The 21,375-nt window shown below is 60.6% G+C and carries 15 protein-coding genes and 1 pseudogene; 9 read left to right on the top strand and 7 right to left on the bottom strand.

Features of this window, described 5'->3' with window-relative positions:
• Window positions 1-84: 84 nt before the first annotated feature.
• The 7 genes from J5N58_RS09135 (at window position 85) to J5N58_RS09105 (ending at window position 7,604) form a co-directional block, all read left to right on the top strand.
• A complete protein-coding gene (locus J5N58_RS09135; RefSeq protein WP_112830402.1) occupies window positions 85-459 on the top strand; it encodes an ArsR/SmtB family transcription factor in 375 nt (124 codons plus the stop codon).
• A gap of 59 nt (window positions 460-518) precedes the next feature.
• Window positions 519-1,412: a LysR family transcriptional regulator gene (locus J5N58_RS09130; protein WP_112830401.1), complete on the top strand. Its 894-nt coding sequence runs from the start codon at window positions 519-521 to the stop codon at window positions 1,410-1,412.
• Window positions 1,413-1,605: 193 nt separating this feature from the next.
• The gene (locus tag J5N58_RS09125; RefSeq protein WP_112830400.1) at window positions 1,606-2,085 is read left to right on the top strand and encodes a formate dehydrogenase subunit gamma; all 480 of its coding nucleotides are present in this window, start codon (window positions 1,606-1,608) and stop codon (window positions 2,083-2,085) included.
• The gene (locus J5N58_RS09120; protein WP_113438929.1) at window positions 2,082-3,638 is read left to right on the top strand and encodes a formate dehydrogenase beta subunit; all 1,557 of its coding nucleotides are present in this window, start codon (window positions 2,082-2,084) and stop codon (window positions 3,636-3,638) included. The genes J5N58_RS09125 and J5N58_RS09120 overlap by 4 nt, the downstream gene beginning before the upstream one ends.
• A gap of 4 nt (window positions 3,639-3,642) precedes the next feature.
• Entirely contained in the window at window positions 3,643-6,525 is a 2,883-nt protein-coding gene (gene fdhF, locus J5N58_RS09115; protein ID WP_244710563.1) for a formate dehydrogenase subunit alpha, read from the top strand.
• A gap of 31 nt (window positions 6,526-6,556) precedes the next feature.
• Window positions 6,557-7,384, top strand: a complete 828-nt coding sequence (fdhD, locus tag J5N58_RS09110) for a formate dehydrogenase accessory sulfurtransferase FdhD (protein ID WP_244710561.1) — start codon at window positions 6,557-6,559, stop codon at window positions 7,382-7,384.
• On the top strand, window positions 7,374-7,604 hold the full coding sequence (locus J5N58_RS09105) for a formate dehydrogenase subunit delta (RefSeq protein WP_112830396.1): 231 nt from the start codon (window positions 7,374-7,376) through the stop codon (window positions 7,602-7,604). Before fdhD ends, J5N58_RS09105 begins: the two co-directional genes overlap by 11 nt.
• Window positions 7,605-7,776: 172 nt before the next feature.
• Here J5N58_RS09105 and J5N58_RS09100 read toward each other — a convergent pair.
• From J5N58_RS09100 to rocF, 4 genes and pseudogenes are all read right to left on the bottom strand, one after another.
• Window positions 7,777-9,432, bottom strand: a pseudogene (locus J5N58_RS09100) (methyl-accepting chemotaxis protein); the annotation flags it as partial.
• 218 nt (window positions 9,433-9,650) lie between these two features.
• Window positions 9,651-10,130: a chemotaxis protein CheW gene (locus J5N58_RS09095; protein WP_112830394.1), complete on the bottom strand. Its 480-nt coding sequence runs from the start codon at window positions 10,128-10,130 to the stop codon at window positions 9,651-9,653.
• Entirely contained in the window at window positions 10,130-11,917 is a 1,788-nt protein-coding gene (locus tag J5N58_RS09090) for a methyl-accepting chemotaxis protein (RefSeq protein WP_244710559.1), read from the bottom strand. Before J5N58_RS09090 ends, J5N58_RS09095 begins: the two co-directional genes overlap by 1 nt.
• A gap of 539 nt (window positions 11,918-12,456) precedes the next feature.
• Entirely contained in the window at window positions 12,457-13,389 is a 933-nt protein-coding gene (rocF, locus tag J5N58_RS09085; protein ID WP_244710557.1) for an arginase, read from the bottom strand.
• A 131-nt stretch (window positions 13,390-13,520) separates the two neighbouring features.
• On the opposite strand from rocF, the gene J5N58_RS09080 reads away from it, so the two are divergent.
• On the top strand, window positions 13,521-13,946 hold the full coding sequence (locus J5N58_RS09080) for an Lrp/AsnC family transcriptional regulator (protein ID WP_112830391.1): 426 nt from the start codon (window positions 13,521-13,523) through the stop codon (window positions 13,944-13,946).
• Window positions 13,947-13,985: 39 nt separating this feature from the next.
• Here J5N58_RS09080 and J5N58_RS09075 read toward each other — a convergent pair whose 3' ends face one another.
• From J5N58_RS09075 to J5N58_RS09065, 3 genes are all read right to left on the bottom strand, one after another.
• The gene (locus J5N58_RS09075) at window positions 13,986-18,143 is read right to left on the bottom strand and encodes a translocation/assembly module TamB domain-containing protein (RefSeq protein ID WP_244710555.1); all 4,158 of its coding nucleotides are present in this window, start codon (window positions 18,141-18,143) and stop codon (window positions 13,986-13,988) included.
• A 31-nt stretch (window positions 18,144-18,174) separates the two neighbouring features.
• On the bottom strand, window positions 18,175-20,100 hold the full coding sequence (locus J5N58_RS09070) for an autotransporter assembly complex protein TamA (protein WP_112830389.1): 1,926 nt from the start codon (window positions 20,098-20,100) through the stop codon (window positions 18,175-18,177).
• Window positions 20,101-20,254: 154 nt separating this feature from the next.
• Window positions 20,255-20,521 (bottom strand): YMGG-like glycine zipper-containing protein, encoded by a 267-nt coding sequence (locus tag J5N58_RS09065; RefSeq protein ID WP_112830388.1) that lies wholly within the window; start codon window positions 20,519-20,521, stop codon window positions 20,255-20,257.
• A 303-nt stretch (window positions 20,522-20,824) separates the two neighbouring features.
• Between J5N58_RS09065 and J5N58_RS09060 the strand changes: the two genes are divergently transcribed.
• Window positions 20,825-21,313, top strand: a complete 489-nt coding sequence (locus J5N58_RS09060; RefSeq protein ID WP_112830387.1) for a (2Fe-2S)-binding protein — start codon at window positions 20,825-20,827, stop codon at window positions 21,311-21,313.
• Window positions 21,314-21,375 lie beyond the last annotated feature (62 nt).

Raw genomic sequence — 21,375 nt, 5'->3', positions numbered from 1 at the left:
GTGACAGTCGTCTATTTGGGGTTTCGCTGCATTGCGTTATATATATCGCACGAGCGATGCTTACCCTCGCGCCCGGATGGTTTGATGAGTGTTCCGACGTTCAGTCCTGATTTGAAACTGGACCAGCTCGACGATTTTATGTCGAAAGCTCGGGCGGCCAGCGCGTTGCTGAAGGCATTGTCGCATGAGACCCGTTTGCTGATGCTGTGCATTCTCAGCCGGGGCGAGAAAACGGTGGGCGAAATCGAAGCCATTCTCGGACTGCAGCAGGCCGTCGTTTCCCAGCAGCTTGCGCGCCTGCGCGGAGAACATCTCGTACGCACCCGGCGCGATGGGCGAATGATCTATTATCGCATCGCCGATCCGGCACTCAACGAACTCGTGTCTGTGCTCTACAAGATGTATTGCGAGCCGGGCGAAAAGGCGCATGCTGCCGATGATGCGCGCGAGGATGCCTGAAAGCTGCAACGTTGTAGCGAACTTCTTCCTCCCGACGATGCACGCACGGGAGGGCGGCGTTGATCGACAAGCTTGAATTCTTCATCGCGCTCGCAAGGGCGGAACATTTCGGCCGGGCGGCCGAGGAATGCGGCATTACCCAGCCGACCCTCTCGGCCGCGATCAGGCAGTTGGAGGACCAGCTTGGCGTCATGCTGGTGCAGCGTGGTTCCCGCTATCAGGGGCTCACCCCGGAAGGGCAGCGGGTTCTGGAATGGGCGCGGCGCATCGTCGGCGATGCGCGCACCATGCGGGAGGAAATGCGCGCTGCGCGCCGGGGTCTTGCCGGTCATATCCGCATCGCCGTCGTTCCCACCGCGCTTTCGATGGTGCCGCGCATCACGGAGCCCTTCCAGGCCAAGCATCCAGACGTGACCTTTTCCATCCTGTCGCGCACCTCGCTCCAGGTTCTCAGCCTCCTTGAAAATCTCGAGATCGACGCCGGCATCACCTATCTCGACAACGAACCCCTTGGGCGGGTTAGCATGGTGCCGCTTTATTCCGAGCGCTATCACCTGATTACGGCGGCGGGAACGCCCCTGTCGGATCGCGAAAAAGTGACGTGGCGGGATATGGCCGATCTTCGACTTTGCCTATTGACCGCAGACATGCAGAACAGGCGTATCATCAACCAGCATATGGCAGAGGCTGGCGTCACGCCGCATCCGACGCTCGAATCCAATTCGATGATAGTGCTGTTCTCCCATATCCGCACGGGTCGCTGGGCTTCCATCATGCCACGCAACGTTGCGGAATCCTTTGGCTTTTCAGAGGAGATCCGGATGATCCCGATAGGCGAGCCGGAGGCTGAGCACTCCGTCGGTCTGGTTGCGCAGTATCGTGAACCCTTCACGCCGCTTGTGTCGGCGCTGCTCCACGAAGCCGGCCGGCTGGCGAATGCGCAGGCGTTTTGATAGATTTTTTCTATCAATCCACACGACTGCTTTATTGACCATGCCGGGTGGGGAGGCTCATTCTCCGTAAAGGTCGGCTGGGAATGACAAGTTCCGGTCTTCGTCAATGTTACGACCAGTTTATCCGACGACGGCGCCCGGTTTCGAAAGTCAGCCTGCTGGTGATGTTCGTGTCGGTTTGGGAGGGCTGAACATGAATGTGAGATCGTCTTCGGATGATGTTCTGTCTCGCACGTCTGCGATCATTTCCGAGTTTCGGGGCACGGAAGGCCCGCTGCTGCCGATCCTGCATGCCGTACAGGATACGTTCGGCTACGTGCCGGAAGAGGCCAAGCCGTTGATCGCGCAGGCGCTCAATCTCTCCCGCGCGGAGGTGCATGGCGTCGTTTCTTTCTATCATGATTTCCGCTCCCACCCTGCCGGTCGCCATGTGCTGAAGCTCTGTCGCGCCGAAGCCTGTCAGTCGATGGGCGGAGATGGACTGGCCGAGCGGGTCAAATCGCTTCTAGGTATCGACTTTCACGAGACCACATCCGACGGGGCCGTGACGCTCGAGCCGGTCTTCTGTCTCGGGCTCTGCGCCTGCGCGCCCAGCGCCATGCTGGACGGCGAGTTGCGTGGGCGTCTCGATGAAGACTGTCTTGGCGAACTTGTTGCGGAGGCACGCCGATGACCGTGACCGTTTTCGTTCCCGGAGATTCTGCCGCACTTGCCGTCGGTGCCGACAAGGTTGCCGCCGCGATCGAACGCGAGGCAAAGACACGCAGTCTCGATGTGCATGTGGTGCGCAACGGTTCGCGCGGTCTTCTATGGCTGGAACCGCTTGTCGAGGTCCGTGTCGATCATCACAGGATCGCCTACGGCCCTGTCAGAGCCGCGGACGTGCCCGGCCTCTTCGATGCGAATTTCCTTGAGGGCGGCGTTCACCCGCTCTTCCAGGGGCAGACCAGGGATATTCCCTTTCTTGCGCGCCAGACACGCCTTACTTTTTCGCGCTGCGGCGTGACCGATCCGCTTTCACTGGAGGATTACCGTCGCTATCAGGGCCTGAAAGGGCTGGAAAAGGCGATTGCCATGGCGCCTGCTGATATCGTCAAGCAGGTGACCGACAGCGGCCTGCGTGGCCGTGGCGGTGCGGGTTTCCCGACCGGCATCAAGTGGAAGACGGTTCTCGATGCGCCGGGCGATCGCAAGTACATCGTCTGCAATGCGGATGAGGGCGACAGCGGCACATTTTCCGACCGGATGATTATGGAGGGCGATCCGTTCGTTCTAATCGAGGGTATGGCCATTGCCGGCCTCGCGACCGGAGCGACCAAGGGCTATGTCTATACCCGTTCGGAATATCCGCATGCGATCCGCATGATGACTGCGGCAATCGAGATCGCGCGGGAAGCCGGAATCCTCGGTCCTTCGGTCATGGGATCGGGCCACGCTTTCGATATGGAAGTGCGCATGGGCGCGGGCGCCTATGTCTGCGGCGAAGAGACGTCGCTGCTCAACTCGCTTGAGGGCAAGCGCGGCATCGTTCGGGCCAAGCCGCCGCTGCCGGCGCTGCAGGGACTGTTCGGTTGTCCCACGGTCGTCAACAACGTCATATCGCTGGCCTCGGTGCCGGTCATCATGGACCGGGGCGCCGCCTTCTATCGCGACTACGGCGTCGGCCGCTCGCACGGCACGATCCCGATCCAGCTAGCCGGCAATGTCAAGCATGGCGGTCTCTATGAAACGGCTTTCGGTCTGACGCTTGGCGAACTTGTCTATGACATCGGCGGCGGTACGGCGAACGGTCGTCCGGTGAAGGCGGTGCAGGTCGGCGGGCCTCTGGGCGCCTATTTCCCGCCCTCCCTGTTCGATACGATCTTCGACTATGAGGCTTTCGCGGCGAAAGACGGCCTGATCGGTCATGCGGGTATCGTGGTGTTCGACGACACGGCGGACATGATGAAGCAGGCGCGGTTCGCCATGGAGTTCTGCGCGGTCGAAAGCTGCGGAAAATGCACGCCGTGCCGCATCGGTTCGACCCGTGGCGTCGAGACGGTGGACAGGATTGCGCGCGGCATCGAGCCCGAGAAGAACAGGGCGCTGCTCGCCGATCTTTGTAACACGATGAAATTCGGTTCACTCTGTGCGCTCGGCGGATTTACGCCCTATCCGGTGATGAGCGCCATGACGCATTTCCCCGAGGATTTCGCGCCAACCCCACTCGTTGAAGCAGCGGAGTAAAGCCATGTCTCTCATTCATGAAATCGACTACGGCACGCCAGCATCGAAATCCACAGAGACGGTGACGCTGACGATCGACGGCCGGCAGGTGACGGTGGCTGCGGGCACTTCGATCATGCGCGCCTCCATGGAGGCGGGCATCCAGGTGCCGAAACTCTGCGCTACCGATATGGTCGAAGCCTTCGGCTCGTGCCGCCTCTGTCTCGTCGAGGTCGAGGGGCGTAACGGCACCCCGGCCTCCTGCACCACGCCCTGCGCGCCGGGAATGGTCGTGCATACGCAGACGGATCGCCTGAAGCAGATCCGCAAGGGGGTGATGGAACTCTATATCTCCGATCATCCGCTCGACTGTCTGACCTGCGCCGCCAACGGCGATTGCGAATTGCAGGACATGGCAGGCGCCGTTGGCCTTCGCGACGTGCGCTATGGTTATGATGGCGACAATCACGTCAAGGCGCGCGACGGCTTCGGCGAGGTGAATGCGCGCTGGATGGCGAAGGATGAATCGAACCCCTATTTCACTTACGATCCGTCGAAATGCATCGTCTGCTCGCGGTGTGTGCGTGCTTGCGAGGAAGTGCAGGGCACGTTTGCCCTGACAATCGAGGGCCGCGGCTTCGATAGTCGCGTATCGCCGGGCATGCACGAGCATTTCCTCGATTCCGAATGCGTCTCCTGCGGCGCCTGCGTGCAGGCCTGCCCGACCGCCACGCTGACGGAAAAATCGGTGATCGCCATCGGCCAGCCGGAGCATTCGGCGGTCACCACTTGTGCCTATTGCGGTGTCGGCTGCTCGTTCAAGGCCGAAATGCGCGGTGAGGAACTGGTGCGCATGGTACCGTGGAAGGACGGCAAGGCCAATCGCGGCCATTCCTGCGTCAAGGGCCGTTTCGCCTATGGCTATGCCAGCCACAAGGATCGCATCCTCAATCCGATGATCCGTGAAAAGATCAGCGACCCCTGGCGCGAGGTCACCTGGGAAGAGGCCTATGCCCATGTGGCGAGCGAATTCCGCCGCATCCAGTATCAGTATGGAAAGGATTCGATCGGCGGCATCACCTCGTCTCGTTGCACCAATGAAGAGACCTTCCTCGTCCAGAAGCTGATCCGCGCCGGCTTCGGCAACAACAATGTCGATACCTGCGCCCGCGTCTGCCATTCGCCGACGGGTTACGGTCTCGGTCAGGCTTTCGGCACCTCGGCCGGTACGCAGGATTTCGATTCCGTCGAGCATTCCGATGTCGTCATGGTCATCGGTGCCAATCCTACGGACGGCCATCCGGTATTCGGTTCGCGGCTGAAGAAGCGGTTGCGCCAAGGCGCCAAGCTGATTGTCGTTGATCCGCGCCGCACGGATATCGTGCGCAGCCCGCATGTCGAGGCTACCTACCATCTGCCGCTGAAGCCCGGCACCAATGTTGCGGTGATGACGGCGCTCGCCCACGTCATCGTCACGGAAGGCCTGTGCGACGAGACGTTCATTCGTGAGCGTTGCGACTGGTCGGAATTCGAGGACTGGGCGGCGTTTGTCGCCGAGCCGCAGCACAGCCCCGAAGAGATCGAGCAATTTACCGGCGTTCCGGCCGATCTCGTGCGTGGCGCCGCAAGGCTCTTTGCTACCGGCGGCAATGGCGCCATCTATTACGGCCTGGGCGTGACCGAGCACAGTCAGGGTTCCACCACGGTCATGGCGATCGCCAATCTTGCGATGGCGACCGGCAATATCGGCCGGCCGGGTGTCGGCGTTAATCCGCTGCGCGGTCAGAACAACGTGCAGGGTTCCTGTGACATGGGTTCCTTCCCGCACGAGCTTCCGGGTTATCGCCACATCTCCGACGATGCGACGCGGGAGACCTTCGAAAAACTCTGGGGCGTCAAGCTCGACAATGAGCCGGGCCTGCGCATTCCGAATATGCTGGACGCAGCCGTCGACGGCACTTTCAAGGGTATCTATATCCAAGGTGAAGATATCCTCCAGTCAGATCCGGATACCAAGCATGTCTCTGCCGGGCTTGCCGCGATGGAGTGCGTGGTGGTGCAGGATCTTTTCCTCAACGAGACGGCCAATTATGCCCATGTCTTCCTCCCGGGCTCGACCTTCCTCGAAAAGGACGGCACCTTCACCAATGCCGAGCGGCGTATCAACCGCGTGCGCAAGGTGATGACGCCGAAGAACGGCTATGGCGACTGGGAGATCACCCAGAAGCTCGCCCAGGCCATGGGTCTCAACTGGAACTACAAGCATCCGTCCGAAATCATGGACGAGATCGCCGCGACGACGCCGAGCTTCGCCAGCGTTTCCTACGACTATCTGGAGAAGGTCGGCTCCGTTCAGTGGCCGTGCAACGAGAAGTTCCCCGAAGGTTCGCCGATCATGCATGTCGACGGCTTCGTGCGCGGCAAGGGCAAGTTCATCCGGACCGAATATGTCGCGACCGACGAACGGACCGGGCCGCGTTTCCCGTTGCTTCTGACGACCGGCCGTATCCTGTCGCAGTACAATGTCGGGGCGCAGACCCGCAGGACAGACAATGTCACCTGGCACGCGGAGGACCGGCTGGAAATCCATCCGCACGACGCCGAGCAGCGGGGCATCAAGGACGGCGACTGGGTCAAGCTTGCCAGCCGTTCCGGCGATACAACGCTTCGTGCGCTGATTACCGAGCGCGTGGCTCCGGGCGTGGTCTACACCACCTTCCACCATCCGGACACGCAGGCGAATGTCATCACCACGGATTATTCCGACTGGGCGACCAACTGTCCGGAATACAAGGTGACGGCGGTGCAGGTGTCGCCGTCCAACGGTCCGACGGAATGGCAGCAGGATTATGAAGAGCTGTCGCGCCGTTCGCGGCGCATCGCCGGCAAGCTGGAGGCGGCCGAGTGAGAAGCATTCCGCAGGGCAGGGGAGCCGATCCGTGAGCGCATTGAAGACCACCGCGACGGTTCCGGAAATCGCCAGTCGCAATGGTGTCGTCCGTTCCGGCTCGCGCGTCGTGCCGGAAGAGATGCCTATCGCTTTTTCTTATGGCGGTTCCACCCATGCGGTCATGATGGCGACGCCTGCGGATCTTGAGGATTTCGCCTTCGGGTTTTCGCTGGCGGAAGGAATTATCGTTTCGCCGGATGACATCATCGCCGTCGAACCGATCGAAGCCGGGGCGGGGATCGATGTTCAGGTGACATTGCGGGACGTGACGGCGGAAGCGTTGACGGCGCGCCGGCGGCGAATGGCAGGCCCGGTCGGATGCGGTCTTTGCGGTATCGAATCGATCGAGCAGGCGAGCCGTCCCGTGCCGCGTGTGGCTGCCGCGGGCTTCGGGTTAACGCCTTCGGATATCGAGGAGGCCATGACAGCGCTTGGTCGCGCGCAGTTGCTCAATCGCGAAACCCATGCCGTACACGGAGCCGGTTTCTTCGTACCCGGCGAAGGTCTGATTGCGCTGCGTGAGGATGTCGGCCGCCACAATGCGCTGGACAAGCTCATCGGAGCGGTGCTGCGTGCGGGCCGAAAGGGGGAAGAGGGCGCCGTGGTCGTCACAAGCCGACTTTCCGTGGAGATGGTGCAAAAGGCCGCGATCCTTGGCGCGTCGGTGCTTGTTGCCATTTCGGCGCCGACCGCACTTGCCATCCGCACGGCGGAGGAGGCGGGCATGACCATGATCGGAATTGCGCGCGGCCAGGATTTTGAAGTTTTCACCGGACCAGAACGCATCGTCGCCGGAGTTGCCAGCAATGTCGCATGATACCTCGGAAAAACTCGTTCGTATGGCGAACCAGATCGCCACCTTCTTCCTCTCCCAGCCGGAAGGCGTGCGGGTGGAAGGAGTTGCGAACCACATCAACCGGTTCTGGGAGCCGCGCATGCGTCGCCAGCTGTTTGAACATATCGATCATGGCGGCGAGGGACTGCTGCCGCTGGTGATCGAGGCTTCCAAGGCAGTCAAACGGCCGGTAGCGGCGTAAACGGCTCGTCTGTTCCTGTCTTTCGAGGGCGGTTGATCCGCTCCGCCGGACGGCCTTCGCACCATTTGCCGGGGCGTGATTTCCAAAACTAAAAAGGCAGAGACAAGACATCGTTTTGCCTCTGCCTTATTGTGTCGCCGATACGCTTTACCTATGCCGCGACGAGTGAGTGTCTGTTGTCACCGGGCCGGCCGATCCGGAAATTGCCGAGAAGATCGTGGAGGCTTTCCGCCTCGCGGGCCAAGTTGTGGCTGGCGGCCGTGGTTTCCTCGACCATGGCGGCATTCTTCTGGGTCGCCTGATCCATGTGGTTGACGGACTGGCTGATTTCCGTGAGTGCGCCCGACTGTTCGCGGGAGGCGCCGACGATTGCCGTGACGTTGAGGTCTATCTCGCCGACGCGTGAGGATATCTCGTGCAACGCCTTTCCTGTTCTGCCGACCAAGGAAACGCCGTTCTTCACCTGCTCGCCGGATGTGTGGATCAGCGTCTTGATTTCCTTGGCCGCCTGAGCCGAGCGCTGCGCCAGTTCCCGCACTTCCTGTGCGACGACGGCAAAACCCTTTCCTGCCTCTCCTGCACGGGCGGCCTCAACGCCGGCATTGAGCGCCAGCAGATTGGTCTGGAACGCGATCTCGTCGATGACGCCAATGATGCTGGTGATCTGCTTTGACGACTCTTCGATGCGGCTCATGGCGTCGATAGCCTGTTCGACAACCTCGCCCGAAGTTTCGGCGCTTTGGCGCGTCTCGCGGACGAGGCGACCTGCCTCGTCTGCCCTGCGGGTCGCATCCGCAACGGTGGTGGTGATTTCCTCGAGCGCGGCAGCAGCTTCTTCTAGCGAGGCGGCCTGACGCTCGGTGCGTCGTGCCAGATCATCGGAGGCCTCGCGCACTTCCGCGGAAGCAGATGCGATACCTTCCGCATTGATGGCAACCGTCTGAAGGGCGTTGCGCAGCTTGGCGACGGCACTGTTGAAATCCTGACGTACTTTTTCCATGGTCGGGACGAAAGGCTGGTCGAGGCTTTGCAGGAGATCGCCGTCTGCAACGGCGTTAAGAGCGCGGCCCAGGGCGTCGATCGCGGTCATGCGCGGTGTGACATCGGTTGCGAACTTCACCACCTTGTAGACCTTTCCGTTCAGGTCGTGAATGGGATTGTAGGAGGCCTGGATCCAGACTTCCTTGCCGCCCTTGCCATAACGGACGAATTCATTGGCCATGAAGCGGCCCTCGGCGAGTCGCGTCCAGAAGGTCTTGTATTCGGCGCTGGCAGCATATGCCGGATCGCAGAACATGCTGTGATGCCGGCCGACGATTTCGGAAAGGTTGTAGCCCGTAGCGTTGCAGAAATTCTCGTTGGCTTTTAGGATTCGGCCGTCCGGGGTGAATTCGATCACGGCCTGGGAGCGGGAGATGGCGGAAATCTTGTCGGCGTCCTCGAGGCTTCTCTTCTTCGCTTCTGTGATGTCGGTCGCGATCTTGACCACTTTGTACGGCTTGCCGCCGGAAAAGACGGGATTGTAGGAGGCCTGAATCCAGATTTCCCGGCCGCCCTTGCCGAAACGCTTGTACTCACGGGCGTCGAACTTGCCTGCAGCCAAGCCTGCCCAGAATTCGCGGTATTCAGGGGATTCCGTATAAGCCGGGTCGCAGAAGATCCTGTGGTGCTTGCCGACGATTTCTTCCCGGCTATAGCCAAGCGACTGGCAGAAATTCTCATTGGCATCGAGAATGGTCCCGGCCAGATCGAACTCGATCATTGCCTGGGACTTGGAAAGTGCGGCACGTACGTTGCTGGAGTCACTGCTTGCTGCAAACCATGCCATCCGAGTTGCCTTTCCCCTGGCTGCGTCCTCTCTCCAGCTGTGCCGTCATTTCGGCGACCACACCGAAATACACGCAAAGATGGCATTTTCACATTTAATAATCTTCTAATTTCATAAGTAAATTTTGATAAACGCAAATACGGAGGGGAAGCGCAAGACGAAAAAGGCCCCACGAATGGAGCCTTCAAAGCAATCCCATCTATTCTATTAGAAAAGGATCAGGCCGCGAGGTCGTCCGCTTCGTTGCCCTTGAACATTTTGGAAAGGTTCAGGAAGCAGATCATGCCGTTCTCGTTGGCGATGATGCCTTCGGAGAAGGATTTGTCGAAGGAGGCCGAGATTTCCGGAACTGGCTGCACCTGGCTCGACGAGATGGTGAGGATATCGGAAACCCGATCGACCAGCATGCCGATGACCATGTTGTGCACTTCGGCAACGACGATGGCCGACCGCTCGTTGGCGACGGTGCTCTTCATGCCAAGCTTGTAAGCGAGGTCGATGATCGGGATCACCGAACCGCGCAGGTTCATGACGCCGATAACGTCGGCCGGGGCATGCGGGATCGGTGTCGACGGAGCCCAGCCGCGGATTTCGCGGATGGTGGTCGTCTTCACGCAGAATTCCTGGTCATGCAGGCGGAAGGCGATGATTTCGAGGGTTTCCCCGCCGAAGGTCGTGGAGTTGATCGTCGTTGCCATCAGAATTCTTCCCAACTTTCCTGTGCCTGGGCAGAAGCGGCCGCGCCGCCGGTGGCGCGGGCTACCTTTGCGATTAGAGTGCGTGCCGGGGATGCGACGGGCGAGGCATCAGGACGCGCTACCTTGACTGTAACGGAAGAGTGTTGCCCAAATCTAAACTGTGCCAGGAGATTGCGGAGCGTTTCGGCCTCCCGCGCAAGACTGTGGCTTGCTGCGGTCGTTTCCTCGACCATGCCTGCGTTCTGCTGGGTATTCTGGTCCATGCCGTTGACGGCCTTGTTGATCTCCTGAAGCGCCGTCGATTGCTCGCGAGACGCCTCGACGATCGCCATCACGTTGCGATCGATTTCCTGGACCTCTGCAACGATCTGGTCGAGTGCCTTCCCGGTCTCGCCGACCAGCGAGACGCCGTTCTTGACGTGGTCGCCGGAGGTATTGATCAGCGTCTTGATCTCCTTTGCCGCATTGGCGGAGCGTTGGGCGAGTTCGCGGACTTCCTGGGCGACGACCGCAAAGCCCTTCCCGGCTTCGCCGGCGCGCGCGGCTTCGACGCCGGCGTTGAGCGCCAGAAGGTTCGTCTGGAAGGCGATGTCGTCGATCACGCCGATAATATTGGAGATTTCATGGGACGAATTTTCGATCTGGCCCATGGCGCCGATTGCGTTCTTGACCACCGCGCCGGATTTCTCGGCGGCGGCCTTGGTGCGGGCGACCAGTTGTCCCGCCTCGCCGGCGCGTTTCGAGCTGTCGGCAACGGTCTGCGTGATCTCTTCCAGGGCGGCGGCGGTTTCCTCGACGGCTGCCGCCTGCTGCTGTGTTCTCGTTGCGAGGCTGTCGGACGCCGAACGAATCTCCGCCGAACCGGCGGCGATACCCTCTGCATTTTCTCCGACAGTGCGCATGGCTGCCTGCAGTTTCTCGATCGACGCGTTGAAGTCCACTCGAACCTTTTCGAGGGTCGGAATGAAGGGTTTCTCTATCCTTGCCGTCAGGTCGCCATTGGCCAGCGCGGTCAGGCCGGCGGCCAGATCGTCCACGGCGCGCACGCGTTCGGTGATGTCTGTCGCAAACTTGACGACCTTGAAGACCCTGCCGTTCATGTCGAAGATCGGATTGTAGGATGCCTGTATCCAGACGATCTTGCCTCCCTTGCCGATGCGTTTGAATTCTTCCGCGACGAAATCGCCGTTTGCGAGTTTCTTCCAGAAGAGCTTGTAGTCGCTGCTCTGGACATAGGAGGGTTCGCAGAACATCGAATGATGCTTGCCCCTGATCTCGGGCAGAGTATAGCCAAGGGTGGTGAGAAAGTTGTCGTTGGCGCTCAATACTTCGCCTTCCGGCGTGAATTCGATGATCGCCTGGGCCCGGGAGATCGCATCCAGCTTGCCGGCATCCTCGGCTGCCTTCAGCTTCGCCGCCGTGATATCGGTTGCGAACTTCACGACCTTGTAAGGCTTGCCGCCGGAGAAGACCGGATTGTAGGACGCCTGGATCCAGACTTCCTTTCCGGATTTCGCGATGCGCTTATATTCACGCGCATCGAATTCGCCCTTAGCAAGCTTGGCCCAGAAATCCTTGTATTCCGGAGAGCTTACATAAGCGGGTTCACAGAATATGCGATGATGCTTGCCTTTGATTTCGGCGAGTTCGTAGCCCAGCGCCCTACAGAAATTCTCGTTGGCATCGAGAATGTTGCCCTGCAAATCAAATTCGATGATTGCGAGCGATTTCGTCATCGCGGCGAGGATGGCCTTTGCATCCGAACCGAAGGGCATCAGGAAGGTCATATCAACGCCTTTGCTTCGAGGTTCCGTTTCAATCGCGTCAGCAGATTGGAGTTTGCAAATGTCAAATCTAGCTGGCGCACGCTCCCGAGATTTACCCTGGGAGTTGTTTCATATTCGAAGCATTTTTATATGTATTTTAGTTAAAATATCGTTGTGAGTTTTCGGTGGCCACGGTCCAGCTGTAGTTTTATGCTTTTAATTACCGATGGTTGATGAATATTATTAAATCAACCCTCGGTAATATTTAGATGAAATACTCTCTTATATATTTTTTCAGGTATAAATTTAATTCACTGCTCGCGTTAATGTTTCACCCATAGCGCGCATAATTTTTCGATAATCGCTCAGGTGGCTGAAAAGGGTGCAGGCGCCGTATTCCGCTCGATCGGCTCGATCAAGACCCCGATCGGGTTTCACTGACATCCCCTTTGATCCCTGACATACATGTCGTTACGTCAGTGCGAAATCTGGCGGTTTGTCTTCGTGGTGCTGGGGTATCCGATCCCGGACGATGGTGATGTCCGGGATCTCCTGGCCGGTCAGGCGGCGCGGGTGGGGCGGTCCAGGACGCGGCGGCCGAAAAGACTCGCCGCCAGTTCGACCATCACACGGGCACTCTTGCCCCGATCATCAAGAAAGGGATTGAGTTCAACCAGATCGAGGGAGGAGACGAGCCCGCTGTCGTGCAGCGTTTCCATGACGAGGTGGGCCTCGCGGAAGGTGGCTCCTCCCGGCACGGTGGTGCCGACGCCCGGCGCGACATCCGGATCGAGGAAATCCACGTCAAGGCTGACATGCAGCAGGCCGTTGGCGTCGGAGACCTCGGCGATGATGCGGCGCACGATCGCTCCTATGCCCTCCTCGTCGATGGCGCGCATGTCGAAAACCTTGACGCCGTTTTTCATGATCGCCACCCGTTCCTCGTCATCGACGGACCGGATGCCGACCTGGTAGACGTGCTTCGGATCGACGAGAGGACGGCCGCCTGGCAGGATGGGCGCGAACTCGGCCTTGCCGCAGAAGAATGCGACCGGCATGCCGTGCATGTTGCCGGAAGGCGAGGTCTCAGGAGAATTGAAATCGGCGTGGGCGTCCAACCACAGCACATAGAGCGGACGGCCGAGTTCCGCGGCATGGCGCGCCATGCCCGAAACGCTGCCCATCGAAAGGCTGTGATCGCCGCCGAGAAGGATGGGAACGGTTCCGGCACGGGCCGCCTGGTAGGTGTGCTCGTCCAGCGCGCGCGCGAAGGCGGCGACGACGGGCAGGTGCCGGGCGTTTTGATGGCGAGGGAGGTCCGTCGCAGGCGCCGGACGCAGGTCGCCGATATCGGTGACGGCATAGCCGAGTTCGCCGAGTGCGTGGCCGATGCCGGCAATGCGCAGCGCAGCCGGCCCCATGGCGCAACCGCCACGGCCGGAGCCTTCTTCAAGGGGAACGCCGATGAGTGTTGCCGCCTTCTTGTCTGTCATCCGCATCTCCTTCGGAACTGGCGCTGAAAGCCGGAATTCTTGCCGAGGTCGCTGTTGGCAAAAAGATGGAAAATCGTCGGAAAGTCAGTTAAATTGCACAAAGTGTAGAACTTGATTGACAGAATGTACGTATGGATGATCTCGATCGCGATATCCTCGGCGCTTTGCGCCACAATGCAAGAATTTCCGCCTCGTCTCTGGCGGCGATGACGGGCGCATCGCGTGCGACGGTGGCTGCGCGCATCGAGCGGATGGTGGCGGATGGCACGATCGCGGCCTTCACGATCCGGACCGGCAGCGAGATCAGGCCGGCCGGCGTCAGGGCGATTGCGATGATCGAAGTCATCGGCAAGTTTGCCGATCGGGTAGCCCATCAGCTGCGTGGTCTGCCGCAGGTCAGGGCGCTCCACAGCACCAATGGCCGATGGGATTTCATCGCCGAACTGGAGGATCGCGACCTCGCTTCGTTCGACGAGACCCTGCGGCGCATACGCCTGATCGAGGGTATCAATACGACGGAATCGAGCATTTTGCTGAAGTCCAGCAAGGTCGGTTGAGACGAGGGCGGGGACAGCGATCGAACGATGCTCTCCCGATCAATATTCTTTTTCGTAAAAGATACCGCCACCCGCGCCTTCCGCTCCCGCTTCGCCCTTCAGCTTCACGCCGCGGCCGACGTCGAGGTTGATGACGGCCTTGCTCTGACCCGAGCCGCTTTGCTGCAGCTCGATATAGGTGCGGTTATTCAGGTATTTGCCGGCGCTGACATTGGTCTGGCCGGTCTCGTCGGTGGAAATATCGAGGTCGTCCACACCGAGTGTGGAGCGCAGGCTCTGGAAAAGCGAGGTCGAGCGGCCGCCGGCGAGCTGGCTTGCCGCGTCGGCGAGCTGGGCGATCTGCAGAGCGGAGAGGCGTGACATCGACTGGCCGAAGATCAGCTGTGCCAGAATTTCGTCCTGTGGCAATGCGGGAGAGGAGGAGAAGGAAACCGCTGGATCGTTGGCGAAACCGGCTATCTTTATGGTGATCGTGGTGGTGCCCGATGTCGTGCTGGCTTCCATGTCGAGGATCGGAATGAGACCGCCGCCGAAGGTGATCGTGCCTTCGGTGAATTCCAGCCGCTTGGTCAGGATAGACATGCGGCCGCGCCTCAGATCGAAGGCGCCGGAGACATTTGGCGCTGCCGCCGTTCCGGTGACCCGCACCGTACCACCGAGTTCAGCATCAATCCCGCGCCCGCGCACGAAGATCTGCGTCGGCGACGAAACGGTGAGATCGAGCGCAATGGTGGAGGAGGAGCCATGCTCTTCGCTCTTGGTGACCTTGGCCATCTGGCTCCTGACGGCAGCCGGCGCGTTCTTGTGCCGGATATCGAGCTGGGAAAGACTGGCGGGCAATTTCTCAGGGATGGTGATCGCGGTCCTGGAAAGTGAAATGGTTCCAGAAAGCACGGGATTGTTGAGCAGCGGTCCCTTGAGGGCAAGTTTGCCGTCGGCCGTGCTGGCGACCATCGTTCCGTCGACATAGACGGCTTTGTCCAGCGTGATGGCGATATCGGCCGGCAGCCCCGGTGCACGGATGTCGATTGTGCCGCTGCCGGAAATGCGACCGCCGCTTGCCAGTTTGCCGGTGAGTTCGGTGATGTCCGCCCGGTCGCCGCGAAGGCTGACTGTGGCGGCCAGCTGTTCGAGCGCAAGGTTGCGGCGGACATCGATCAGTCTGGCGCCGGCGGTTCTCGCCGTACCGTTGATTTCGGGCGCGCCGGCATTGCCGGTAATGGCCACATCGGCTGTGGCATTGCCCTCGAGCACCAGGCCTTGGCCGGAGAGGATGCTTCCCAAGGCTGCGAAAGACAGGTTGCCGGTGAATTTCATGTTGATCGGCCGGCTTCCGGCCAGCCCCAACGTTCCCCCGCCGGCAAAGGCCAACCCCTGCTGGCCGGTGACCCTGGTGTCGAGGGAAAGATTCTGATCCTTGAACTCGCCGTTCGCGGAGACGGAGAAAGTGCCGATGCCGGACGACCTGGTTTGCGCGATACCGGCATTTGCCCAGTCGAGACGATAGGCGAGAGCGGGGGCGGCGGTCGGACCCTTGACCTTCAACGTGCCGGATATGACGCCCTCCGGCGATAGGTTCGGTGCTGCCTTTGCCGCCAGCGAGGCCGGTAGCCGGTCAAGCGTTACGGTCAGATCAAGCTCGTGACCGGCGCTGCCCTTGATGTCGACCGAGCCACTGCCGGCGACGATCGTGGCCGTCCTGATGGTCAAGGTTCCTTCGCTCAGGCGCAGTGCGGCCGGCCGCGCGAGTTTCAGGGAGATGCCACCGGGTGTCGCGGACGCCTTGTCGAGAGCGATAGCCATCCCGCCCTCCTGCTGCTCGACGCTGCCTGTCACGACAAGAGGACTCGCATCGTAGCGGGCGTTCAGATCGAAAGCGGTACGGCTGCCCTGACGGTTGAAGGAAAGATTGGGATTCTCGACCCGGTTCGTCCCGCTCTTGACCTCGGCCGCGGAGATTGTTCCCTCGACCGCGAAAGCGGCGAGATCGGAGATATTCAGCCGCAGGTCGGGCTTGGCTACCGCAAGGGTGTCCCGCTTGAGATTTGAGCCGGAAGCGGCGATCTGCGCGGCCAGCTTTCCGTTATTTTCCTGCAGGGCGATCGTGCCCTTGAGATCACCGGCCGCCGTCTGTCCGGCGAAGGCAGCGAGCAGGCCGATGTCAGGAAAATCGAATGTCAGGTTCCCCGACGGCAGGAAAGCGGGTGAAAAGGCGATTGCGCCGTCCAGCCTGTTGCTGCCGACGGTGATGTTCAGGGCCGGAATGGCGGAGCGGCCATTTTCGGCAACGAGATCCGCCGTGCCCTGTACCTGCTGTTCGTCGATACGGCCGGCCATCCGCAGGGTTCCCTTCGGTGCGGTCTTGTCCGCCGTGCCCTCGACATCGATCGTGAAGCCCTCAAGCTTGCGGCCCGCAACCGTTGCAGCGTCGCTTCGGAGCGAAAGACGGGCAATCAGCGCCTCCAAAGGTCCGCTTGCGGCGAGCGAGAAATCGGAGGGCCCGGTGGTGTTTTCTACGATCGCGCCGATATCGGCAATGCGGCCGGCGAGATCGGCGGTCAGCTTTTTTTCCGCGTCGAGTTCGATATTGCCCGTGGCTTCCCCAAGATTGGTAGTGATCTTCAGGTTGTTCAGCCTGATATCCTGCGGAAGATTGTAGTTGAGGTTGCCAGAGACGCGGATGGTGTCGCGCAGCTTGGCGGCGACGGCATCCGGAAGAATGCCGGGAATGCCGAAGAGTTCGAACCGGCCGGTCAGGCGCTTGTCCTCAAGCGCATATTGACCGACCACGGTGCCCCCTATGCTGGCGCTCTCGATGGTGGCGGCCTCCAGCCCGACCGCGGTTGCGGCAAGTACGATCGGCGCCTTCAACGTCATCGGCGCCTGCAGGAGACGGTTGAGTTCGGCGTTGACAAACTGCATGCCGGTCAGGGTCACCATCGTTTCGATGCGGCCGGTCATGTTCGTCAGGTTGAAGGCCCTGCTCTTCGCCTCCAGGGCAAGCCCGGCGAATTCGCCTTGGGCGGCCTTCACCTTGTCCAGCTTGGCGGACATTTCGAAGAGGGCGGCGTCGGCACGGCCGCGCAGCGAGAGGCTCGCTTCCCGGATGGCTGCAGTGACGGCTTCTCCATTGCTTTCATAGCTGAAATCGACGGGGCCTTTCAGTCCAGTGAGCTCGGCCGAAAGATCATTTTCTCCTTCGGGATCATAACGCCCTGATGCGGAAAGGGAGAGCGCTCCGGTCGACAAGGCGCCACGGTCGATCTGGATTGCGCCATTGCGGGTGAGGCTCGCATCGAGATCGATTGTCGTTTCGTCGGCAAAGGGCGGCCGCAATCCCGGTGGGAGTATGGCATCGAACCGGCCGCCGCCCTCGACCAGAATGCGGCGGGTGCCATCGGTTGATTGCCGGTGGGTCGCCTGGACGGCGAGGGTAGGCCGTCCATCGAGCTTTGCAGCAATCTTTCCTTGCCAGTCGGACAGCGGTCCGTCACCGTCGACGGTCAGATCGACAGCGGGTGCGCCCGGCAACTTCAGCAGGTTGGCGAGGAGCCCGCCGGAAGGTTCCGCGAGATTGGCGGCGACCTGCAGACGGTTCTTTGCGGGTGCGTAAACGAAATCGGCACGCAGGCTTGTTTCAGGTGAGCCGGGACGCTGTGCCTCGATGTGCGCGGTTATCGTGTCGCCGGAAGCCCTGCCGGAACCGGTGAGAGAGAGACGGACGTCCCGACTTGCAAGCGCGGCACCGATATCGATCGCCGGCAGCTCCAGTTTCTTGATGGCAATCGCGACCGGCAGGGAAAATCCGCCGTCGTTTTGGGTCTGTCCGGCGGATGCGACAGGCGGGCGGTCGATCTTCACCCTGTCTGCGGCCAGGCGCAGGGCCCGGAAGGTGCCCGATAGAAGATCCAGCGGGGTCCAGTCGAGCGCCAGATTGTCGATCTCCGCATAGACGCCCTCGCCATCGGCGATCGCCAGGTGCTCGACGCGCAGTGCGCCTGTCAGCAGTGGCCCGGCACCGTCGATGGTGATGCGTCGCTCGGGTGTCGAAAGCAGGGCCGAGAGCCAGTTGGTGACCATGCCGGCGCCGGCCGTCGTGAAGCCGCCGAACAGGATCGCGACGATGGCAAGCGCAAGCGTTCCGCCTGCCGTATAGGCGAACAATCGACGGATCCATATGATCAGGCGCTTCAGCATCCGGGTTTCGTCTTCCTGTCGTAACGGTCCATCAGAAACTCTGCCCGATCCCGGCATAAATGCCGTATTGGCTGCCGCCGTCATAGCGGTCGAGCGGCATGGCGACGTCAAGTCTCAATGGTCCGAATGGCGTCATATAGCGCAGGCCTATGCCCGCTCCCATGCGCAGATCTGAGAAATCCGGAAAATTCGCCGTCGAGACGCTGCCGATGTCGAGAAAAGGCACGATTCCGATCCTCTCCGTGATGTTCACCCGTGCCTCGAAGGAGCCAAGGGCATAAGAACGACCGCCCGTTGCGTCGTCATTGTCGTTATAGGGAGAAATCTCCTGGTAGGCGTAACCCCGCACCGAGCCTCCGCCTCCGGCAAAAAAGCGGCGTGTCGCCGGAATGGCTTTCAGGTCGCCGGCGCCGAGCAGGGTTCCGGCCGACAGTTTCGCGGCAAGAACCACGCGATCTTCCGCCCCGATGCCGTAATAGCCGGAGACCGAGCCTTCGAAGGACGAAAAGAAGGTGCTCCCGGTGATCTCGTAGCTCGGGATCGCAGTCACCGATGCGTAGTAGCCCTCGGTCGGGTTGAGCTTGTTGTCTCGCGTATCGCGAATATAGCCGATGGGGAGTCCGAATGTCAGGTAGCTGTTATTGCCGAAGGCGTCGTCGATGTCGTCATAGGTCAGCGAAAGACCGCCGCTGACGGTATCGTAGTCACTGATCTCGTAGGCGAGGGTGACCTTTCCGGCAATGGAATTCGCGTCGTAGGAATCCGTGGTGAGCGTCGTACCCTTGATGCTGGCTTCCAGCGTCGCGGACGGGAAGAAGGCACCGGGCTTTATGAAGGTTATGCCGGCGGAATAGTCGAGGTCGTCGATGATGTTTCCGTCGCCGAGGCCACTGACCGTTCCTTCCAGCCGCAGCGATTCCGCCTGGCCGAAGAGGTTGCGATGGCCCCAATAGCCCTGCAGACCGAGGCCGTCGATCGAGGACATGCTGGCGCCGAAACCGAAGTAGCGGTGCTTGCCTTCCGATACGATAATTCCGAGCGGCAGCGTGCCATCGCTCGCGAGCTTGTCGGCTTGCTCGATGGTCACGCTGGAGAATACGCCGAGCGCGCGGAGCCGCTCGCCGGCCTTGCGCAACTGCTCGGGCGAATATTGCTGGCCCGGCTGGAGCCGCGAATATCGGCGGATGAAGGCCTCATCGACCTTGCGGGCACCCTTGACGGCAATCGGTCCAAGCGGCGCCACGGGACCGGCCTCGGCGGCAAGTACGACGTCGATGGTGTTCGTCTCGTGATCGGCGACCACCTCGCGTTTCGTCAGCTCCGCCAGCGGCCTGCCTTCTGCCTTCAGGTCGTCCACGATCTTGTTGCCGGCTTTCAGAATCACCAGCGAGCCGGCCGGACCGCCGGTGCGAAGATCGTATGCGGTCGGGTCGAGCCGCGCGGCATCCCCTTCCAGCCTGACGTCGCCGAGTGTGAAGAGAGGGCCGGGGTCGATTCTGACGGAGACCGGAACCGGAGCCGAGCGATCGAAGGACGGATTCGGCGGCAGCAGGTCGAGATTCTGACCCGCGACGGTGACTGTGACAACTCCGCCGTAACGGGCATTTTCGTAAAGAGTTGCGATCAGCCGGTCCCGGTCGTCGCGCGCCTTGATGACCACGCCGAGATCTCCGGAAACCGGTTTTTTCTCGTCGCTGACGAGGAGCGAAGTGCGGTTCAGTGCGTCGGCGAGTTCCTTGTCGGAACCGTCGCTATCGAAAGAGACGGTATAGCGGACGGGATCGAGGACTGTGACCTCCGCTTCGTCGTCACCGAAGATGGTAATGCCAAAAATCTTGAATGCGTAGGCTTCGTCGGCAAAGACCAGCGAAAAACAGAGGCTTGCAGCAAGCGTGAATGCAGTGCCGGCCGTCCGAAACGCGATACGTCCTATCGGTGGTCTCAATCTACTCGGCATGCACTACTTTGCTCAAAAACGGGATCGGCCGTACGGACAATTCCGCTCAACCCTCTCCAGTTTAGACGCAAATGACCGGATGGGACATACTTTTTAGAGAAAAACGAATCAAGGAGAGGGGCCGGACAATGCCGGACCCTCCCTATATCGGACCTCAGTAGCCGCCGCGCGGGCACGAGTCGATGTAGCGGCGACCGTAGCGGTCGCGGTAGTAGCACTGGCCGGGCTGGTCTGCCACATTGCCGATGACGGCGCCGGACACGCCACCAATGGCGGCACCTACGGCTGCACCCCGGACGTCGCCGGTAATTGCTCCGCCGATGATTGCGCCCGAAGCCGCGCCGATGGCAGCGCCCTTTTCGGTCTGCGTGCAGCCTGCGACCGAAAGGCCGAGCAGTACGAGCACAAGAGCTTTTTTCATGCGTTTCTTCTCCACTGGTTACGCGTCCGGAAAAACCGGCCCCTGCATCGGTCGTGCCCGTTTCTCAGGCATTGTCTTGACGACCGTGCCTGCAGAATAGCCGCCAAATCGGGAAAGTCCATGGAGATCAAAGTCGAGGACGCGGCTCCAGTCCAGGACATGCTTGGGGTTTCAATAATGTGGGCCGCTTTTGTTGCGCCGCGAAATATAATTTTCGGACATGCATTAAAGTACAGGTTGAAGATGATGTGAAAAAGTCAAATGATGCTCCTCGTGTCCGGGAGAGACACGAGGAGGAACAATATGGCAAAAGTAACGCTGACGGTGAACGGCCGTTCGGTGAGCGGTGAGTGCGAGGATCGAACACTGCTCGTGCATTTCATTCGTGAAAAGCTCGGCCTGACCGGAACCCATGTCGGTTGCGACACGACCCAGTGCGGCACCTGCGTGGTGCATATGGATGGCAGATCGGTGAAGAGCTGTTCGATCCTGGCGGTACAGGCATCCGGCTCGACCATCACCACCATCGAGGGATTGGCGAGCGGTGGCGATCTTCATCCGGTTCAGGCGGCCTTCAAGGAACATCATGGTCTGCAATGCGGTTTCTGCACGCCGGGCATGGTGATGACGGCCGTGGACATGATTAACCGCCATGGCGGCCACCTCGACGAAGCGACGGTTCGCCACGAACTCGAAGGCAATATCTGTCGTTGCACCGGCTACCACAACATCGTCAAGGCGGTGCTGGCAGCCAATGCGGAAATGCATGGCAGACGGCAGGCTGCCGAATAATCGTTTCATCCTCCGGCCGGACGTCATGGTTGAGGAGCCGCGACGAAGGGATTTTCGGGCCG

This window comes from Paenirhizobium cremeum, from assembly GCF_022884085.1.
GTDB classification, from domain to species: Bacteria; Pseudomonadota; Alphaproteobacteria; order Rhizobiales; family Rhizobiaceae; genus Allorhizobium; species Allorhizobium cremeum.
The sequence above is the reverse complement of the archived record's forward strand: the minus strand, read 5'-3'. Positions and strand labels throughout refer to the sequence as shown.